The sequence below is a fragment of the Sulfurimonas sp. genome (genome assembly GCF_029027585.1).
Lineage (GTDB): Bacteria > Campylobacterota > Campylobacteria > Campylobacterales > Sulfurimonadaceae > Sulfurimonas.
This window is the reverse complement of sequence record NZ_CP093397.1, coordinates 2,543,698-2,560,868: the sequence shown is the minus strand read 5'-3', so window position 1 is coordinate 2,560,868 and position 17,171 is coordinate 2,543,698. Positions and strand designations below refer to the sequence as shown.

Sequence of the window (17,171 nt, the reverse complement as noted above, 5' to 3'; positions counted from 1 at the left end):
TATGAAACTAAGTGCTATTGCTTCTATATTAGAGTGTAAAGTGAATTTTAAAGATATAAATATAAATGGAATGAACGCTTTAAAAGATGCAAAAGCTGATGAAGTTTCTTTTGTAGCAAACTCAAAATATGTTAAAGATATTCAAACTACAAAAGCTGGAGCTGTTATAGTTCCAGACTCTTTAGTTGAGTATGTTCCAGAGGCTTGTATAGCCTTGGTAGTTGAAAATTCATACTGGTCAATGGCAATTCTTTCAAAGTACTTTGCACCACCTGTTGAGGATGAAAAACTCCTAGATGCTTTGATAGGTGATGGTAGTAAAATATCTTCTAAAGCCGAAATCGCAAAAGGTGCTAAGATTGGTAATAATTGTACGATTTTGGCTCATGTTTATGTTGGTTGTGAGGCTGTTGTAGGTGATAATACAATCATCTATCCTAATGTAACTGTTTATAGAGATTGCCATATTGGGAGTGATTGTATTATCCATTCTAACACTGCTATTGGTGCTGATGGTTTTGGTTTTGCTACAAATGCTCAAGGTGAACATAAAAAAATATATCAAAATGGAAATGTTATTATAGAAGATGATGTTGAGATTGGTAGTAATGTAAGTGTTGATAGGGCTGTTTTTGGTTCTACGCTTATTAAAAAAGGTGTTCGCATTGATAATCTTGTTCAGATTGGACACAACTGCGAGATAGGCGAATACAGTGTGTTTGTTGCTCAATCAGGAAGTGCTGGTTCAACGAAACTTGGGCGAAATGTTGTTGTTGGTGGGCAGTCTGCATTTGCAGGTCATTTAGAAATAGCACCATTTTCTACTTTTGCAGCAAGAAGTGGAATAACTAAAAATATTACTAAAAGTGGCTTAACTTTTTCTGGCTTTCCTTTGATGGAGCATAAGTTATGGCTAAAACTTCAGGTTAAAATAGCTAGACTATTGAAATAGGAATAAATTAAACTAAGGAATTATTATGTCAAAAACAATTGCATTAAGCGGAACTAAAAAAGGTATTATATCAGTTACTAAACTAGAAGAACCATATGGTAAAGATAGTCATACAGTTGCTAGTATAGGAATTTCTTTATCTGGAAAGGCAGATGCTCCTGAGTGGAAAGTTCATATTCCACTTGATAACTTAGATGAAGTTATCGAAGCTCTTACAGCTTTAAAGTAGGTTAAAACCTACTTTAAATTTTTATACTTTTAACTCTTTGACAAATTCTGCTATTCTAGCAATACCTGTGCGAATAGTATTTATATCGGTCGCAAAACTCATTCTAAAGTAACCATCACTACCAAAAGCAACACCTGGAACAACAGCAACCAATTTTTTATCAAGTAAATCTTTTGCAAATGAAAGAGAATCAGAAGAAACATCTTTAATATTTACAAATAGGTAAAATGCACCATCTGGTTTTACAACACTTAGTCCATCTATTTCATTAATAAGTTTCATTGCCTCATCTCTTCTTTTGATGAATTCTTCTCTCATCATTGCTATATCAGCATCTGCACTTCCATCTAAACCAGCGATAGCTGCTTTTTGAGTGATAGAGTTGATGTTTGATGTACTTTGAGATTGTAGTTTCTTAGTTGCTTTGATAAGATCTGTGTCATATGCTGCCATATAACCAAATCTCCATCCAGTCATTGCAACTGATTTACTTAGACCATTGATAGTTACAGTTCTTTTAAACATATCTTCACTTACAGATGCTACAGAAGTAAACTCACCTTCATAAGTTAGTTTTTCATACATCTCATCACTTGCAACTATAATATCTGTACCTTCTAAAACTTTTCCAAGTTCTGTAAGTTCATCTTTTGTGTATATGGAACCAGTTGGGTTAGATGGTGTAGTTAGAATTAGCATCTTTGTTTTAGGAGTGATAGCATTTTTAAGTTGCTCAGGTGTTATTTTAAATGAATCATAATCATGTGTATGAATTTCAATAACTTTACCACCACAATAATTTACTAATTCAGGATATGTAACCCAGTAAGGAGCAGGAATGATAACTTCGGCACCATCTTCAATTGTTGCAGAAAAAAGGTTAAATAAAGAGTGTTTAGCACCATTGTTAACTATAATTTGATTAGGAGCATAAGTTAAACCATTATCTCTTTTTAGCTTATTGGCAATAGCTTCTCTTAGTTCAATGATTCCATCAACAGCTGTGTATTTTGTAAAGTCAGCATTAATTGCAGCGATAGCAGCATCTTTAATTACTTGTGGCGTTCCAAAATCAGGCTCACCAGCAGAAAAACTAAGAATATCTTTACCTTGAGCTTTTAACTCCCCAGCAAGTGTTGTAATAGCAATCGTGATTGATTCAGATAGTATGTTTACGCGATTAGTTAGCATGTAAATCTCCATTGTTTTAATAGTTGAACCCTCTGCACAATTACATGTTCTCAGCAGAACAAAAGATGGACTATTACAAGGCGAAGTTACGCAGGAGCTATGTGTAGCTTCAAGTGGCTTCAACGAAGTAAGAGTTTATCTTTTGTTGTGCCCAAAGGGAGGGTTTTTTAAAAGCAATCTTGCACATAATTTTTCATCGTCTTAGCTAAGGCTAAAACTGCCCGAAGGAAATGCCCTTGGGTACAAAAAAAGTTATGCACAATCTTACCTTTTAAAAACTCTCTGAGAATATGTAATTGTGCAGAGGATTCAACCGCATTATACTAAAAAATAGTTTAACTTTTCATGGCTTTAATAAAAGATTCGTAGATATATTCTAACTCTAAATCTTTTTCTAACACATCGGTATTGTCTTTTACTAAAACATGTTCAAGAATAGCAACCCTTTTGAGTAAATACTCAAACATCTCTTTATTTATATCAGGAAGCATATTGTGCATAAAAGGGTCGTTGCATCTACCTTTTTCTATAACATGAGCAGGAATTCCAATAGCAGTAGCATTATTTGGTACTTCTTTTACAACAACAGAGTTTGCACCGATTTTAGCATATTCTCCTATGATGATATTACCAAGTATTTTAGCTCCAGCACCTAAAACAGCACCTTGTCTAATAGTAGGATGTCTTTTGCCTAAGTCAAGAGATACTCCACCTAATGTCACTCCTTGATATATTAATACATCATCTTCTATAATAGTTGTTTCACCAATCACAACACCTGTACCATGATCAATAAAAACTCTTTTACCAATGCGTGCTGCAGGATGAATATCAATATGTGTAAATATTTGAGTTAAACCCATAAGAATTCTTGCGATTTTTGTAAAGCCAGAATTATAAAGTTTGTGTGCAACTCTATACCACGCAATAGCCCAAACACCAGGGTAGTTAAAAAGAAAATCTATTTTTGAGTTTAAAGCAGGGTCATTTTTGTAAGCGTTTGAAAAGTCTTCTCTTATATCAGCGTAAAGTCCCAAGTTAAGTATCCTAAAAGTTATTAATTTGTTGTTCGTAAGTAACCGTTTTGTTCCACGAAAGTTTCTAGTTTTGCAAGTGTATCATTTTTTTCTTTTTCTGTGATAAAATTACTTGATAACAAGTCTTGTTTAAGTTTTTGTAAAATATTATTTTCGTTGTACCCGATTGATTTTAAGATTTGCAAAATATTTTTTGATTCAAAACTATTTTGTATTTTATAACCCTCGTCATCTATCTTTATTGTGTATTCACTTGGATGCGTAAAAAGATTATGATTCATTCCTAGAGTTTCTTGATAAGCTCCAACATTAAAAAAAGCTAAAAAATAATCTTCTTCATTTAAGTTTATGTCGTGAAGATATAGAGGTTTTTGAGGATCAAAACAAATTTCTCCATCACTATCACATGTTATATCCCATAAGGAGGCTGCTCTTCTTGGAGTTGAGTTTAAATGGTGGATAGGCATAATAGGAAAATGTTGTTTCAAACCCCAGTAATCAGGTAGGCTTTGGAAAATAGAAACATTAACAAGGTATCTTTCTTGAAGTTTTACTTGTAGTTGTTTTAGCTCATCATTATTATGAGTATGAGTTAGATATAGAGCTTTTTTAATGATATTGTGAACAAGTATCTCTGCATTAGAGCGGTCTTGTAGGTCTATGTAACCTAAATCAAAAAGAGTAAATAGTGATTCCATATGATCAAGCGCATCGTGAAGATACTCTATTGCATTTTTATTGTTTAATGATTTGTTTAAATCTTCTAACTCTTCTATAAGCGGAGGATTTTTTTCTTTTAAATTTAAAAGGCTTTCTTGATAATCTTGAGTAAATAACTCTAGCACAGGTGCTACTAAAACACAATGAGATGCAGCAATATATCTTCCAGATTCTGTAAAAATATTTGGATGGGCTACATTTTTTACATTCATAATCTCTTTAAGTAAAAAAACTACACTACTTGAAAATTCTTCTATTGAGTAATTGTGAGATTTAGTGTGTGTATGTTGGTCGTATTCTACAGCTAAACCACCACCAATATTTATACTGCAAAGAGATGAAGCACCCATTTTTTTAAGTTCAGCATAAATATTCCCCGCTTCTCTTAGTGCTTTTTTAAGTGGTGCTATATCTGTCATTTGTGAGCCAATATGAAAATGAAGCATTGTAAAATAGTTTAATAAATTTGACTCTTTTAGCAAAGAAATAGCTTTTATAATTTCTGTTGATGTTAAACCAAACTTAGAGTCCATTCCGCCACTTTTTGCCCAGATGCCACTTCCGCTAGAGTGAAGTTTAACTCTTATACCTATATTTGGTACACGCAAAGAAGATTCTCTTGCTACTTCTAAAATGGTTTTTAGTTCACCTAAACCTTCAATAGTTATAGTTATATTGTGTCCACTTTGTGCAGCGATAAAACCAAGGGTAATCATCTCTTTATCTTTAAAACCATTTACAGTTATGTTTGACTTTAGTTTTGATTGACTCATGGCTAAAACTAATTCTGCTTTACTGCCTGCTTCGAGTCCATAGTTAAACTCAGCACCTTGTTTAGTTATGGCATCTACGGCCCATGGGAATTGATTTACTTTTAGAGGGAAGACAGCATTAAAGCTACCTTGATAATTATTTTCTTTTATTGCTTTGTGAAAATATGAATATAAATTTTTTATTTGTTTTTTTATTAAGTGAGGAAACCTAAGTAAGATAGGTCCTCTTACATCATTTGAACGAATCTTTTTAATTATTTCAAGTATAGAAGGCATACTTTTGTAATTTAGTTTTATCTCAGAATTTTCAATTATATAGTTTTTATTTGACCATACATCTAACCCAAAATTTTCCAAACAAGACCTTATATATGAAGTTTATGATGAAAATATTTATCTATATCAAAATAAATTTCTCCGTTTTGATTTTTAAAAGTTAAGTTCGACTTACTTAAATCACACATTTTTTCAACACCCATGACAGCACATACAACTTTCATCCCTTTTATTAGGTTTGTATGGTAATTACCAATCTCTTTACCTTCTTTAACAACTAAATAAGAGGCTCTCTTTTTCTCATCTTGAGTCGCCATTCCAACAGGGCAAACATGAGAACCAAATCCAGAACACATTTGAGCACGAATACAGCCACCACTCATCATAAAACCTCTAGCAATTCCTATGGCATCTGCTCCCATTGCAAGTGTTATGATTGCATCATCAGGAGTCAATATTTTACCACTAGCTATGATTTTTAAATCTCTACGAATATTATGTTTTTTAAGCATTGTATCTAGTAAATAAAGAGCATTATTGGTAGTTAATCCAACCGATTCCATAAGTTCTAGTGGTGCAGTTGCACTTCCACCTTCTCCGCTATCTACTGATATGAAGTCTGGTGTATTTTTGCCTTGTGCTTTTCTTGCTGCAATTTCTTTAACTAAATCTTCAACTGCATTAGCATCTGAAATAACTATTTTAAAACCAACGGGCTTCCCTGATAGTTTTTGTAATCTATGGACAAAATCAAGAAGATGCTTTGTTGTATCTGCAAAAGGAAATCTATTTGGAGAAAAACATTTTTACCTTCTTCAACACCTCTATAATAAGCAATATCAGCAGTAACTTTTGCAGCAGCAAGTTTCCCCCCAGTCTGTTTTGCCCCTTGAGCAATTTTTATTTCAGTCATACGACAAAATTTCATAACTTTTTGGTATTTTAAATCATTAAATTTACCTGTTTCATCTCTAACTCCAAAAAGTCCTGAACTCATTTGAAAAATCATATTTGGAATATCGCTTGGAACTTCTTTTGGAAAATCTTCAATAGGTGCTTTCCAGTTTACACGAAATAAAGCATGTGAATTTGTAGCATAGATATAAGTGTTTTGAGTTCTTTTATTTAATAAGGCAGTTCTATACCACTTTAAAGCTCGCGCTCGATTGAAAAAGAATTCTCCAAGTTTAAAAACAAACTCAGCTTTTGGTGTACTTTGTACAACTTCTAAGTATTTTGCATTTTTTATATCTGGTTGATGAGTAAAGAGATGGTTTGAAGTAAGTGAACCTTCTCCTGTGTTTATAGTTAGGTTTGAGTTAGCCCCAGCGATAGAAAAAGCTCGAACAGCCTCTGGACTTAGTGCTCCATCGCTCATAGCAGAACGGATGATAGGCGTATGAGAAACAAAAGGAAACTCTCTATTTTCACCAAAAGTAACTGATGTTTCATTGCTTACTTCATCATCATTTAGTACATTTGTTGAATGTTTTATGATAAATCTTGAACCAGAAAATGGCTGAGTTACTGAAAATGATTTATAGTTTGGTTTGTCTTTTGCAGCTGTATATACCCAATCAACTTTATCTTTAGAATCATAAAAAGTTTCTTCTGCAAAATATTGTCTAAGTGGCTCTCTTAGTGTTTCAAAAAAGTACCTCATTCGTCCAATTACAGGATAATTAATAAGCAAGGCATGTCTTCTTTGAACATGTTTGTCATATACATAAAGCATAACTAAACCTATTAAACCAACCAGCAAGAAAAACTCAATGAAGTCAATAAAAATTGACCATACGGCATGTAGTGTATCTATCATTTAAAATCCCCTATATTAATTGTCTTTTCTGTTTTATCTTCTAAATTTTTCATCCAAATAGTATTGTCTTTTAATTCATTTGAACCTATTATACAGCAAAATCTTGCATTTGCTTTGTCTGCTGCTTTTAAATGCTTTTGTAAGTTCTTAGCTTTGTAGTCAATAGTAGTTTTAACTGTTTTTCTTTTACTTTGAGCAAGTCTTACAACCAAATCAACAGCTTCTACATCCATCGCGCCAATATAATAACCTTCTCTAAAAGTATCAGGCATAACGATGAGTTCCATTAACCTTTCTATCCCCATAGCAAAACCAACAGCAGGAGTAGGGCGACCATCTAAAAACTCAACAAGTCTGTCGTATCGTCCACCACCTGCGATTGCACTTTGACTTCCTATGTTATCACTCACAAACTCAAAAGCTGTTTTAGAATAGTAATCAAGCCCTCTTACTAAGTTTGTATCTATTTCATACTCTATGTCATTATCTTGTAAGATTTTCTTAAGAGCACTAAAATCATCTTCACAACCTTCACAAAGATTATTTAAAAGCTTTGGAGCATCTTTATATAAGTTTTGACAATTTTCATTTTTACAATCAAGAACTCTTATAGGATTTGTATTTTTTCTTCTTTTACAGTCTTCGCATATATTATTTTCGTGTAAGTCTAAAAATGAGATTAGAGATTCACGATATTGAGGCATACAGTTGTTATCGCCTAAGGAGTTTAGTTGAAGTTTGTACCCAATCCCAAGAGTTTGTAAGATGTCCGCAACCATCATTATCATAGTAGCATCTTCATAAACACTATCTACTCCAAAACTCTCAACACCAAACTGATGAAACTCTCTAAGTCTTCCTTTTTGAGGTCGCTCATAGCGAAACATAGGTCCGTGATAAAAAAATCTATGAGTGCCACCAGCTTTATCAAGCTTTTTTTGTATAAATGCACGAACTACTCCAGCTGTTCCTTCTGGACGAAGACAAACATCATTCTTACCTTTGTCTATAAACTGATACATCTCTTTTCCAACGATATCACTACTTTCTCCAACTGAACGCTTAAAAAGTGCTGTTTCTTCAAGAAGAGGTGTTTCTATAAAGTGGTAACCATAGTTTTGTGCTATCTTAGTTGCTGTGTCTATGAAGTAAGTAAATCTTTGATAGTCTTCACTTAAAATATCATTCATTCCTCTTAGTGATTTAATCATCCATTTCCTTCATGTTGTCTAGTATTATTTTTGTTATATCTTCTATACTTTTTGTTGCATCTATTGTTATTAAGTCCAGTTTTAGGAGCTTTGCAGCCTCTATGATGGAATTTTGAATCTCTAATAGATACTCCGAACCTCTAAGTTCTATTCCATCTAGCTCTTTTTGTGAAAGTCTAAACTCTAGCTCTTCTTTGGTAAGCTTTAAAAGAAAAACTTTTTGAGGATAGATGCCATTAGTTGCAAATCTATTTAGATGCAATATCGCAGTTTGGCTTATCTCATCTTGAATCAAAGCATAAGCAACACCACTAACAACACTTCTGTCTGATATGATAACTTTATCTAGATTTGGCTCAACAACTTCTTGTATATGTTCTGCTCTATCTGCTAAAAAAAGTAAAAATTCTGCTTTTTTACTTTTGGCTTTTGCACTTAAAACTATATCTCTAATTTTTTCGCCAATTTCTGTGCCACCTGGTTCTTTGGTGATTATAGCATCTGGAAAATGTTTGCGTAGCATCTGTATTTGCGTACTTTTGCCAGATGTATCGATGCCCTCTATCGCAATGTACATGAGTTCATACTCCCTATGATTTCTTGTACCTTTTTTGGAAGGAGGTGCTCTGTTTTAGCATTGAATTTTAAAAGGTTTCGTACACTTGATGAACTTATAAAAGCATGTTTAAGTTTTGGCATAAGATAAACAGTTTCAATAGAATCATCTAAAGAGTTGTTAAGATAACCAAGTTGTAGTTCAAACTCAAAATCACTTATTGCTCTTAATCCGCGAATAAGAATAGTTGCCCCACGCTCTTTTGCTAACTCAACAGTTAGATTATCAAAACCAACAACACTTATATTTTCAAGCCCTTTTATGGCTTCCTTCGTCATTTCTATGCGTTCATTGAGCGTAAACATAGGTTTTTTATCTACTGATATTGCAACAGCAATAATAACTTCATCAAAAAGCTTTAGAGCTCTTTCTATTATGTCAAAGTGACCATTAGTTATTGGGTCAAAAGTCCCAGGATATAGAGCGATTTTATGAGTTTTCATTTTATTCCCATCGTTTATATAAATTATTTTGTATTCCAAGAAGGTCAAACCATTTACCAATAATGAAATTTTCCATTTCATCTAATGTTTGTTGTTCCGAGTAGTATGCCATAACAGGAGGAGCTATGATGACTCCTAATTGTGCTAGTTTTTGCATATTTTCTAAAGCAATAGCAGAAAACGGCATCTCTCTTGGAGCTAAAATGAGTGTTTTTTGTTCTTTTATCATTACACTTGCACATCTTGTTACAAGATTATCAGAAATTCCACAAGCAATTTTTGCAAGGGTATTCATGCTACATGGTGCAATTAGCATAGCATCTACGCCAAAAGACCCAGATGCTACGCTTGCTGAGATATTTTCATTGTCGTGTACTATAATATTGTTTTCTTTTTCTAAAACAATATTTGAATTTTTTGTCATTATGAAATGTTTATCAAGGTCTTTTGGAAGCAGTTCTAAAGCTTTTAAACCTAAGTTTACTCCACTCGCTCCACTAATTGCAATAACAACTTTTCTCATCTAATCTCCGCTTGATTTCTACCTGTTACTATAACTTTTATTCTTTTTCCATTTGACTTTTGAACTCTTATAATACTATTTAACTTCCCATTATCTAAGGCTAAGGCGTTAAAGCTAATTGACATATTATTTTTATTTAGGCTTATGTTTACGAAAGAGTTTTTCTTTACTAAGCTTAATTTTTGTATATCTTTAAAAGTTATAATTTTATTATTTTTTATATTGTATTTACTTTCAAAAGTGTGTGGCTGTAAGTTTTGTAAAGGCTTTGCCATAAATTTATCTAATATTATACTCTTTTTTGTGATATTTATACCTGATAGTTCAGTATTTTTTTTTATTTTTTCTTTTGAAAAGTAAACTGGAAGTTTTGCATAAATATTGTAATTAAAAAATATTTTTTTATTTTTTGGTGTTTTTATACTAACTAAATCACTTTTAGAGAGATGACTTTTTGACTGTATGTAGATACTATACTCGTCAGGTAGCGATGCTAAATAACTTCTAGGAAGAATTTCTACTTTTGTGATATTTATGATTTCATACTTGTTTAAATAATGATTTTTTATAAATGAAGCAATTTTTGAAGTGTCGATGGGACTTTTAATAATAAATTTAACATATTTACTCTTTAATGTAATATCTGTATATCCATGTTTTTTTAATCTATTTAATAATTCTTTGGAACTTACTTTTTTTGTGTGCCTGCTTGAAGGAATGTTATATAAAATCACATTTTTAGAACTATTTTCAATTAAGGTAGATAAGTATATTTCGTTTGAATTTATGTAATAGGTGCTTTTTAGAGCATGATTTGCATATATTTGAGAAGTTAGTAAAATAAAAAAAATAAATTTGGTTAACATTTAGTTAAGGTTCCCCACTTTTTTATATTTAAAAATATTACTATAACAATAAGTGGTACCAGAGAGGGGATTTGAACCCCTAAGCCGTGAGGCAGCGGATTTTAAATCCTGAACTCAACCCCTAAAACAAGAGGTTTAAAGAGCCTCTGTGCAATAACTGTGCAATAAGTGGTTGAAACCAAACTTAAAACCTAGTTGCGGTGTACCGACAAATGGTAGTGTCTTTTGCTGTAATACGAAATTATACATTAAGATTTATTTACTTGGAATTTATTTTTGAAGTTTACGAGATGGTACCGCTACTCGGACTTGAACCGAGAAGCCCGTAAAGGCGGCAGATTTTGAATCTGCTGAGTTTACCAATTTCTCCATAGCGGCGTATGTTGAAAACTTGAAATGGAAGTATGCCAAAAGATACCTAAATATATTCATAAATGAATATATTTTTCTGTGTTAAAAATTTAAAGGTATAATACATTAATAAGTAAGAAATAGATTTTATAAGTTAAGTATTTTTCCTAACAATACTTGCACCTTAGAAAAATTTAACAAGATATAAGGAAAGAATATTGAGCCATAATTTTAGAATTTTATCTATTGACGGGGGAGGAATAAGAGGAATTTATTCTGCTCTAATTTTAAAAGAAATAGAAGATAAATTTGAAATTAAAATTCATGAGCATTTTGATTTAATAGCTGGTACAAGTACAGGCTCAATACTTGCGTCTGCACTTGCTATAGATATTCCATTGAGTGAAGTTATAGATTTATATAAAAATGAAGGCTCCCAAATATTTAACTTTCGTAAACTAGGATTTATGGGATTATTTAAAAGTCGCTATAGAAGCGATCATTTAAAAAAATTGTTAGAAGAAAAGTTTCAAAATAAAACATTGTCAGATCCTTCAATTAAAACAAGGCTCTTAATCCCTACAACTGATATATCTAATGGAGACGTTCATATAATAAAGTCATATTACATAAGTGAATTTAAATGTGATAAAGATAGAAAAATTCAAGACGCAGTTTTATCTTCTTGTTCTGCACCTTTATATTTTAATCCTAATAGAATGGAAAACTACTTGTTAGCAGACGGTGGTTTGTGGGCAAACAATCCTTCTTTGGTTGCATTAACTGAAGGCATGGGAAAAATCAAAAAAACAGGTAATATTGAAAAAATCACCTTGGATAACACTAAGCTTCTTTCTATTGGCACAGGTATAGGACATAAGTATTATGATATTAAGCATTCAGATAGTGATAGTTGGGGATTTCTAAGGAAATGGAATAGTAGTAAACTGATTGATACAATTTTGAATTTACAGTCAATTAATGTTCATAATACTGTAAACTTTATGTTACCAGCAGATAACTATTTAAGAATAAATTTTGAATCAGATACTGATTTGTCATTAGACAGTGTTAAAATAATATCTCAGCTTGAAGCTAAAGCGGCTAAAGACTTTACTCATAACAGTGATAATATTTTAAAGCTATTGGGGATAAAGGTTTAGTATGCAACAGGTAGGTTTTTTTACTCAATTTATGAATGACGAAGTGAATCTTAATCCAGCTAGGATTAAAATTTTAAATCAAAAAAGAACAACTATTCAAACATTCATACAAAATAGTGATTCTTTTAAAGATATGTATATAGATATGTTTTCACAAGGATCATATAAACATAAGACTATTATAAAGCCACCAAAAGCGAATAAAGAGTTTGACGCAGATATTTTACTTCACTTAGAACCTTCTGAAGCATGGGAATATAATCCTAAAATGTATATAAACGAGCTTTTTAATATATTTAAGACTACTGATAGGTATAAAGATATAGTTATAAAAAACACTCGTTGTATCACTTTGAATTATGTAGGTAACTTCCATGTTGATATTGTCCCAATTGTTAAGAGAAAAGGTCATTTTTATATCATAAATAAATATGATAATATGTTTGAAAAAACAAACCCAATTGAATACATAAATTGGTTAATCTCTAAAAATCAAGATAGTAATTATCAGTTACGTAAAGTGATAAGACTTTTTAAATATATTAGAGATATTAAACAAACTTTTACTGCAAAATCTATACTCTTAAATACAATGTTAGCTAATCAAGTTTATCAAACTGATTCAGCAGAAAAATATATAAATCTACCTACCTCTTTTAAATTGATTATAAATAGGCTAAATGATTTTTTACAAGCGAATTATTTTATGCCAAATATACATAATCCAAAAATGCCAGAAGAAAATTTTATGAGAAATTGGACTCAAGAACAATATCTTAATTTCAGAAAAATAATTTTTTCATATACAGAAAAAACTAACGACGCTTATAATGAAGAAGATAAGAAAAAAAGTATCAAAAAATGGAAGTCTGTATTTGGGAGTAAATTTCCTGAGTTTACTAGAAGTACTAAGCTTGAAGCAAGCAATGAGAACTATTCGTCTGAAGAAGAGTTTATAACAGACATAGTGGATTCAGTATCTTTAGACTATAAATTAAAAATTAACTGTATGGTTAAAGGACAAAATGGAATTAGAGATATGCTTCTAAATATGGTTCCTATTTTAAGAGCAGAGAAAAAACTAGAATTTTTTATTGAGAGTTTGGATTCAGATATTACTATTGGATATGAAATCTATTGGAAAGTGAAGAATGAAGGTAATGAAGCTAAAAAGGCTAATAAACTAAGAGGCTCCATTTTTAAAGGCAAGAAAAGTCATATAGAACCCACTAAGTATAAGGGAAGACATTATGTTGAATGTTATCTTATAAAAGACAGGATATTGATAGCTACGGATAGGATTGACGTACCTATAGAAATAGGATAAATAATGCAAGAATTTATACCAAATAACTTACCATTAGAGATTGACATTGAAACAAAAGCTATTCTTAAAAAATCTATCAAAGCGAATAAAGCGCTTGCAAAACTTAATGGTGTGGCTAAAATTATTCCTAATCAAGCGATTTTAATAAACTCATTGATTTTACAAGAAGCAAAAGATAGTTCAGAGATTGAAAATATCATTACGACTCATGACGAGCTTTTTCAATCAGGTTTAGATATGTCAAGTATTTCTCATGCTACAAAAGAGGTACAAAGTTACAGTAGGGCATTGCTTAAGGGTTTTGACTTGGTTCGTGAGCATTCTCTGCTTCTAACTCGTCATATCGTTGATATTCAAGAAGAGCTTGAGGGCAATGTCGCTGGTATACGAAAACAAGCTGGAACAGTTCTCAAAAACCAAGCAACTGGTGAAGTGATTCATACTCCACCTCAAGACGAAGCGACAATTAGAATACTTCTTGATAATCTTGAACAGTATATGAATACTGAAGACGACGTGGATCCTCTTATAAAAATGGCAGTTATTCATTATCAGTTTGAATCTATTCACCCATTTTATGACGGTAATGGTAGAACAGGTAGGATTATCAACATTTTATACCTTATTTTAAATGACCTTTTGGATCTTCCTATTTTATATTTGAGTAGTTATATTATAAAACATAAAGCTGACTACTATAGACTTTTACAAGAGGTGAGAACCAAAGACGCTTGGCATGAGTGGATCTTATATATGCTTGACGGTGTTGAGTATATTGCACTAGGGCAAATTCAACTTATCAATGATATTAAAGAGCTTATGGATAGTACAAAAGAGAAGTTAAGAATAGAATTGCCTAAAATATATTCCAAAGATTTATTAGAAGTACTTTTTATTCACCCATATACCAAGATTGATATGTTAGTAAATACTCTTTACTTACATAGAGATACTGCTAGTAGACATTTAAAAGCTATTGAAAAAATAGGAATACTTAAGAGTGTGAAAATTAAAAATAGTAAATATTTTGTCAATATAAAATTATTTGAATTGCTCCAAAAAGGTATGTCGTAAAATAGCATTTATTACAATACATGAAATATCTATGTCGTAAAAATTAAATAAATACGACATATTGTAAAATCTATGCTGAAAATTACTGAAAAAAGTGTGCAATAGCGATAAAAAGAGTAGCGCTAGGTGTGCAGGATTTGTGCAATAAGTTTACAGAATGACAATAAAATGGAAGTTTTGAGAGTAAAATTTGATAGGTTTAAAAGTTGGAAAGTCGTAATATAGGGCTTTTAAAATATATGATTTTATTGAAACTTGGGGGCACGGACTTTTGAATCCGCCGTATATACCATTCCACCACTCTGGCCTAAGGAATGATATTAATTTATTACTTAAAAGTAAATAACTTTTAGCCGATATTCAAGCATATAGTTTATTACTTGTAGAATGGAACTTATTTTGCTAGAAGATATAAAGTAGTAATTATTTAGCACAAATGGAGGTGCGTTATGCGAATCACATCAAGTATGTATTATGATAATTTATATGGACCCAACAACTCAAAATTGAGTGACAAACTTTTTAATGTAAACAGACAAATAGCATCTGGACTGAAAATTCAGTATGCAAAAGATGATGTAAGAACATTTGCAGAAACAATGATTTTAGATAATGAACTATCAAGCTTAGGACAAGTTAAAAAAAGTACTCAAAGCGGTTATAAGGTTTCAAATCAAACAGATGTTATTCTAAATGAGTTTACTAAAACTATGACTAGGATGAGGAAGCTTTTGGTTAGTGCAGCAAATGGCACGCATAGTGATACATCGTTAGATGCTATTGCAAATGAACTTCGAGTAATTGAAGAGCATTTTAAAAATTTATCAAATACATCTATAAATGGACAATATCTTTTTTCTGGAACAGCAGTTGATATAAAACCTATTTCACCAGATGGAACATACAATGGTAACAGTGGTTCTTTAAACTCTTTTTTAGGTTCAAGAACTAAGCAAAAATACAATATTTCTGGAGGTCAGCTGTTTTTTGGAGAAGAAGTATTAACCAAAAGAAAGATAACAACAAATGTAGAGCAAAGTAATGTATCTAAAAAGTATGATTTTGCGACAGGAACTGATAACAAAACTATTTCTTCGCCACTGGCTAGCAAGGATACTATTCGTGATTTTATGGAGATACAGATGCTAACATAGATTCTATAACGGAAAAGCATCATTTTTATTTAAGAGGAACTACCAGTAATGGTACTTCTTTTAAAAGCAAAATATCTATGAAAGATACAGATACTGTTGATGAGTTGTTAAGCAGAATAGGTCAAGCATATGGAAATACTGCAAATTTAAAGGTTGTTAATGTGTCACTAAATTCTTCTGGTCAAATTGTAGTGGAAGATAAAATTAAAGGTTCTAGTAGACTTGACTTTCATATGGTTGGGGCGGTTGACTTTGATACAACTGGCGCAGATGCTGCAAATGTTACAGATATAGATGATTTGGATTCTGGTGAAGCTAATTTTAAAAATATTATGAATACTCTGAGTACTGGTGGTACCCCAGGCTTGTATGTAAAAGAATTTATTAAGTCAGGTTTCACATCTGCTAGCACTGGTTCAAATCCAGTGGCAACAAATATTGAAGGTTTGCTTCATGACAGAACACAATTTAGTAAAGAAGGTTCTAAATTATCTTCAAATGTATCTCAAATAATTAAAGGTACAAATGCTTTTGCTAGTGATTCAACAAAATTACATGAAGTTTTTTCTGGTATTACATATAATACTGATGGAACTTATGCAAGTGGCTTAGATGGAAAAGTATTAAAGCTTACGGGTGTTGATATTAATGGCTCAAACTATGATGTAGATATCAACCTTTCAGATTCTGGTTCAACTTTTAGTGTTGGTGGAAATACTTATGATATATTTAATGTGGCAAGTGTCAGAACTGGAACTCCAGCAGGAGAGTTAACATATAAACAGTTAATGGATGTTGTAAATATGGTAGTTACAAATAATCTTCCAACAGCTTCTCCAGCTGGTACAGCAGCTCAGTATGACGCAGCAGTTGAAAATGCTAATACAAAAGGAGGTACATTTTTAAGTTATGATGGAAAAATTAATTTTAAAGAATTAGGTTCAACAAGTACACAAGCCAAGTTATCTCTTTATGATTCAAATAGTGATGATTTTTCTGGTACAGTATCATCTGTAGGAACTTTCAATTCAAATAATGCTTTAACTATTCGTGATCCAAAAACAGACTTTTTTAAACAACTAAATGAAATGATTAGAGCAGTTGAAGATCATAAAACTTACCCAGATGCTTCAAGTGGTAAGCAAAGAAATATAGGTATAGAAAATGCAATAACCATGATAGATGATTTACAAAATCATATCAGTAGATCTCACGCTATGGTAGGCTCACAGTCAAATGCCCTTTCTTCTTCACTAGCGAGAACAAAGCTTATAGAAATAAGCACAATGACTCTGCGTTCACAGGTTGTAGATATAGATTTAGCGGAGTCTACTTTAGAGCTAAAAAAAATTATCAATTAATTATGAGAGTATGTTAATGACAGTTAGTAGGGTGTCAAAACTTAGTTTAGTCAATTATTTATAAAATTTTTGGCTATACTTCAAC

Annotated in this window: 15 protein-coding genes, 1 tRNA gene and 1 pseudogene; 7 read left to right on the top strand and 10 right to left on the bottom strand. The window is 31.6% G+C overall.

From position 1 onward, the window contains the following. Nucleotide 1: 1 nt before the first annotated feature. Together lpxD and MOV50_RS13215 are read left to right on the top strand one after the other, a co-directional pair. A complete protein-coding gene (gene lpxD, locus MOV50_RS13220) occupies nucleotides 2–952 on the top strand; it encodes a UDP-3-O-(3-hydroxymyristoyl)glucosamine N-acyltransferase (RefSeq protein ID WP_321778364.1) in 951 nt (316 codons plus the stop codon). Between the two features lie 25 nt (nucleotides 953–977). Beyond that, nucleotides 978–1,181, top strand: a complete 204-nt coding sequence (locus tag MOV50_RS13215; RefSeq protein WP_321778363.1) for a hypothetical protein — start codon at nucleotides 978–980, stop codon at nucleotides 1,179–1,181. 21 nt (nucleotides 1,182–1,202) lie between these two features. Here MOV50_RS13215 and MOV50_RS13210 read toward each other — a convergent pair whose 3' ends face one another. The 10 genes and pseudogenes from MOV50_RS13210 to MOV50_RS13165 all read right to left on the bottom strand — a co-directional run bounded on the left by MOV50_RS13210 (nucleotide 1,203) and on the right by MOV50_RS13165 (nucleotide 11,034). Then, a complete protein-coding gene (locus MOV50_RS13210; protein WP_321778362.1) occupies nucleotides 1,203–2,372 on the bottom strand; it encodes a pyridoxal phosphate-dependent aminotransferase in 1,170 nt (389 codons plus the stop codon). Nucleotides 2,373–2,707: 335 nt separating this feature from the next. Further along, nucleotides 2,708–3,409, bottom strand: a complete 702-nt coding sequence (gene cysE, locus MOV50_RS13205; protein ID WP_321778361.1) for a serine O-acetyltransferase — start codon at nucleotides 3,407–3,409, stop codon at nucleotides 2,708–2,710. A gap of 20 nt (nucleotides 3,410–3,429) precedes the next feature. Further along, entirely contained in the window at nucleotides 3,430–5,259 is a 1,830-nt protein-coding gene (gene speA / locus MOV50_RS13200; protein WP_321778360.1) for a biosynthetic arginine decarboxylase, read from the bottom strand. Between the two features lie 8 nt (nucleotides 5,260–5,267). Continuing rightward, nucleotides 5,268–6,841, bottom strand: a pseudogene (locus MOV50_RS13195) (glutamate synthase-related protein). 152 nt (nucleotides 6,842–6,993) lie between these two features. Further along, nucleotides 6,994–8,208, bottom strand: a complete 1,215-nt coding sequence (gene hisS, locus MOV50_RS13190) for a histidine--tRNA ligase (RefSeq protein WP_321778359.1) — start codon at nucleotides 8,206–8,208, stop codon at nucleotides 6,994–6,996. Further along, nucleotides 8,201–8,785 (bottom strand): dTMP kinase, encoded by a 585-nt coding sequence (tmk, locus tag MOV50_RS13185; protein ID WP_321778358.1) that lies wholly within the window; start codon nucleotides 8,783–8,785, stop codon nucleotides 8,201–8,203. The genes hisS and tmk overlap by 8 nt, the downstream gene beginning before the upstream one ends. Next, nucleotides 8,770–9,267, bottom strand: a complete 498-nt coding sequence (gene coaD, locus MOV50_RS13180) for a pantetheine-phosphate adenylyltransferase (RefSeq protein ID WP_321778357.1) — start codon at nucleotides 9,265–9,267, stop codon at nucleotides 8,770–8,772. Before coaD ends, tmk begins: the two co-directional genes overlap by 16 nt. A gap of 1 nt (nucleotide 9,268) precedes the next feature. Further along, on the bottom strand, nucleotides 9,269–9,790 hold the full coding sequence (locus MOV50_RS13175; RefSeq protein WP_321778356.1) for a UbiX family flavin prenyltransferase: 522 nt from the start codon (nucleotides 9,788–9,790) through the stop codon (nucleotides 9,269–9,271). Then, nucleotides 9,787–10,656 (bottom strand): flagellar basal body P-ring formation chaperone FlgA, encoded by an 870-nt coding sequence (flgA, locus tag MOV50_RS13170; protein WP_321778355.1) that lies wholly within the window; start codon nucleotides 10,654–10,656, stop codon nucleotides 9,787–9,789. Before flgA ends, MOV50_RS13175 begins: the two co-directional genes overlap by 4 nt. 291 nt (nucleotides 10,657–10,947) lie before the next feature. Continuing rightward, a tRNA-Leu gene (locus MOV50_RS13165) sits at nucleotides 10,948–11,034 on the bottom strand. Between the two features lie 191 nt (nucleotides 11,035–11,225). On the opposite strand from MOV50_RS13165, the gene MOV50_RS13160 reads away from it, so the two are divergent. From MOV50_RS13160 to MOV50_RS13140, 5 genes are all read left to right on the top strand, one after another. Then, the gene (locus tag MOV50_RS13160; RefSeq protein ID WP_321778354.1) at nucleotides 11,226–12,170 is read left to right on the top strand and encodes a CBASS cGAMP-activated phospholipase; all 945 of its coding nucleotides are present in this window, start codon (nucleotides 11,226–11,228) and stop codon (nucleotides 12,168–12,170) included. Between the two features lies 1 nt (nucleotide 12,171). Beyond that, nucleotides 12,172–13,497: a nucleotide-binding domain-containing protein gene (locus MOV50_RS13155; RefSeq protein ID WP_321778353.1), complete on the top strand. Its 1,326-nt coding sequence runs from the start codon at nucleotides 12,172–12,174 to the stop codon at nucleotides 13,495–13,497. A gap of 3 nt (nucleotides 13,498–13,500) precedes the next feature. Continuing rightward, the gene (locus MOV50_RS13150) at nucleotides 13,501–14,571 is read left to right on the top strand and encodes a Fic family protein (RefSeq protein ID WP_321778352.1); all 1,071 of its coding nucleotides are present in this window, start codon (nucleotides 13,501–13,503) and stop codon (nucleotides 14,569–14,571) included. A gap of 449 nt (nucleotides 14,572–15,020) precedes the next feature. Next, nucleotides 15,021–15,725, top strand: coding sequence for a hypothetical protein (locus MOV50_RS13145; protein WP_321778351.1), 705 nt, complete (start codon nucleotides 15,021–15,023; stop codon nucleotides 15,723–15,725). A 77-nt stretch (nucleotides 15,726–15,802) separates the two neighbouring features. Then, nucleotides 15,803–17,086 carry a hypothetical protein gene (locus MOV50_RS13140; protein WP_321778350.1) on the top strand — a complete coding sequence of 428 codons (1,284 nt, stop codon included), beginning with the start codon at nucleotides 15,803–15,805 and terminating at the stop codon, nucleotides 17,084–17,086. Nucleotides 17,087–17,171: the final 85 nt, after the last annotated feature.

Excerpts from the sequence above, each read along its gene's own strand:
- MOV50_RS13155 (WP_321778353.1), top strand. The coding sequence starts at position 12,172 with ATGCAACAGGTAGGTTTTTTTACTCAATTTATGAATGACGAAGTGAAT.
- MOV50_RS13210 (WP_321778362.1), bottom strand. The coding sequence starts at position 2,372 with ATGCTAACTAATCGCGTAAACATACTATCTGAATCAATCACGATTGCT.
- lpxD (WP_321778364.1), top strand. The coding sequence starts at position 2 with ATGAAACTAAGTGCTATTGCTTCTATATTAGAGTGTAAAGTGAATTTT.
- hisS (WP_321778359.1), bottom strand. The coding sequence starts at position 8,208 with ATGATTAAATCACTAAGAGGAATGAATGATATTTTAAGTGAAGACTAT.
- MOV50_RS13145 (WP_321778351.1), top strand. The coding sequence starts at position 15,021 with ATGCGAATCACATCAAGTATGTATTATGATAATTTATATGGACCCAAC.
- MOV50_RS13140 (WP_321778350.1), top strand. The coding sequence starts at position 15,803 with ATGAAAGATACAGATACTGTTGATGAGTTGTTAAGCAGAATAGGTCAA.
- tmk (WP_321778358.1), bottom strand. The coding sequence starts at position 8,785 with ATGTACATTGCGATAGAGGGCATCGATACATCTGGCAAAAGTACGCAA.
- coaD (WP_321778357.1), bottom strand. The coding sequence starts at position 9,267 with ATGAAAACTCATAAAATCGCTCTATATCCTGGGACTTTTGACCCAATA.
- MOV50_RS13150 (WP_321778352.1), top strand. The coding sequence starts at position 13,501 with ATGCAAGAATTTATACCAAATAACTTACCATTAGAGATTGACATTGAA.
- flgA (WP_321778355.1), bottom strand. The coding sequence starts at position 10,656 with ATGTTAACCAAATTTATTTTTTTTATTTTACTAACTTCTCAAATATAT.
- MOV50_RS13215 (WP_321778363.1), top strand. The coding sequence starts at position 978 with ATGTCAAAAACAATTGCATTAAGCGGAACTAAAAAAGGTATTATATCA.
- MOV50_RS13175 (WP_321778356.1), bottom strand. The coding sequence starts at position 9,790 with ATGAGAAAAGTTGTTATTGCAATTAGTGGAGCGAGTGGAGTAAACTTA.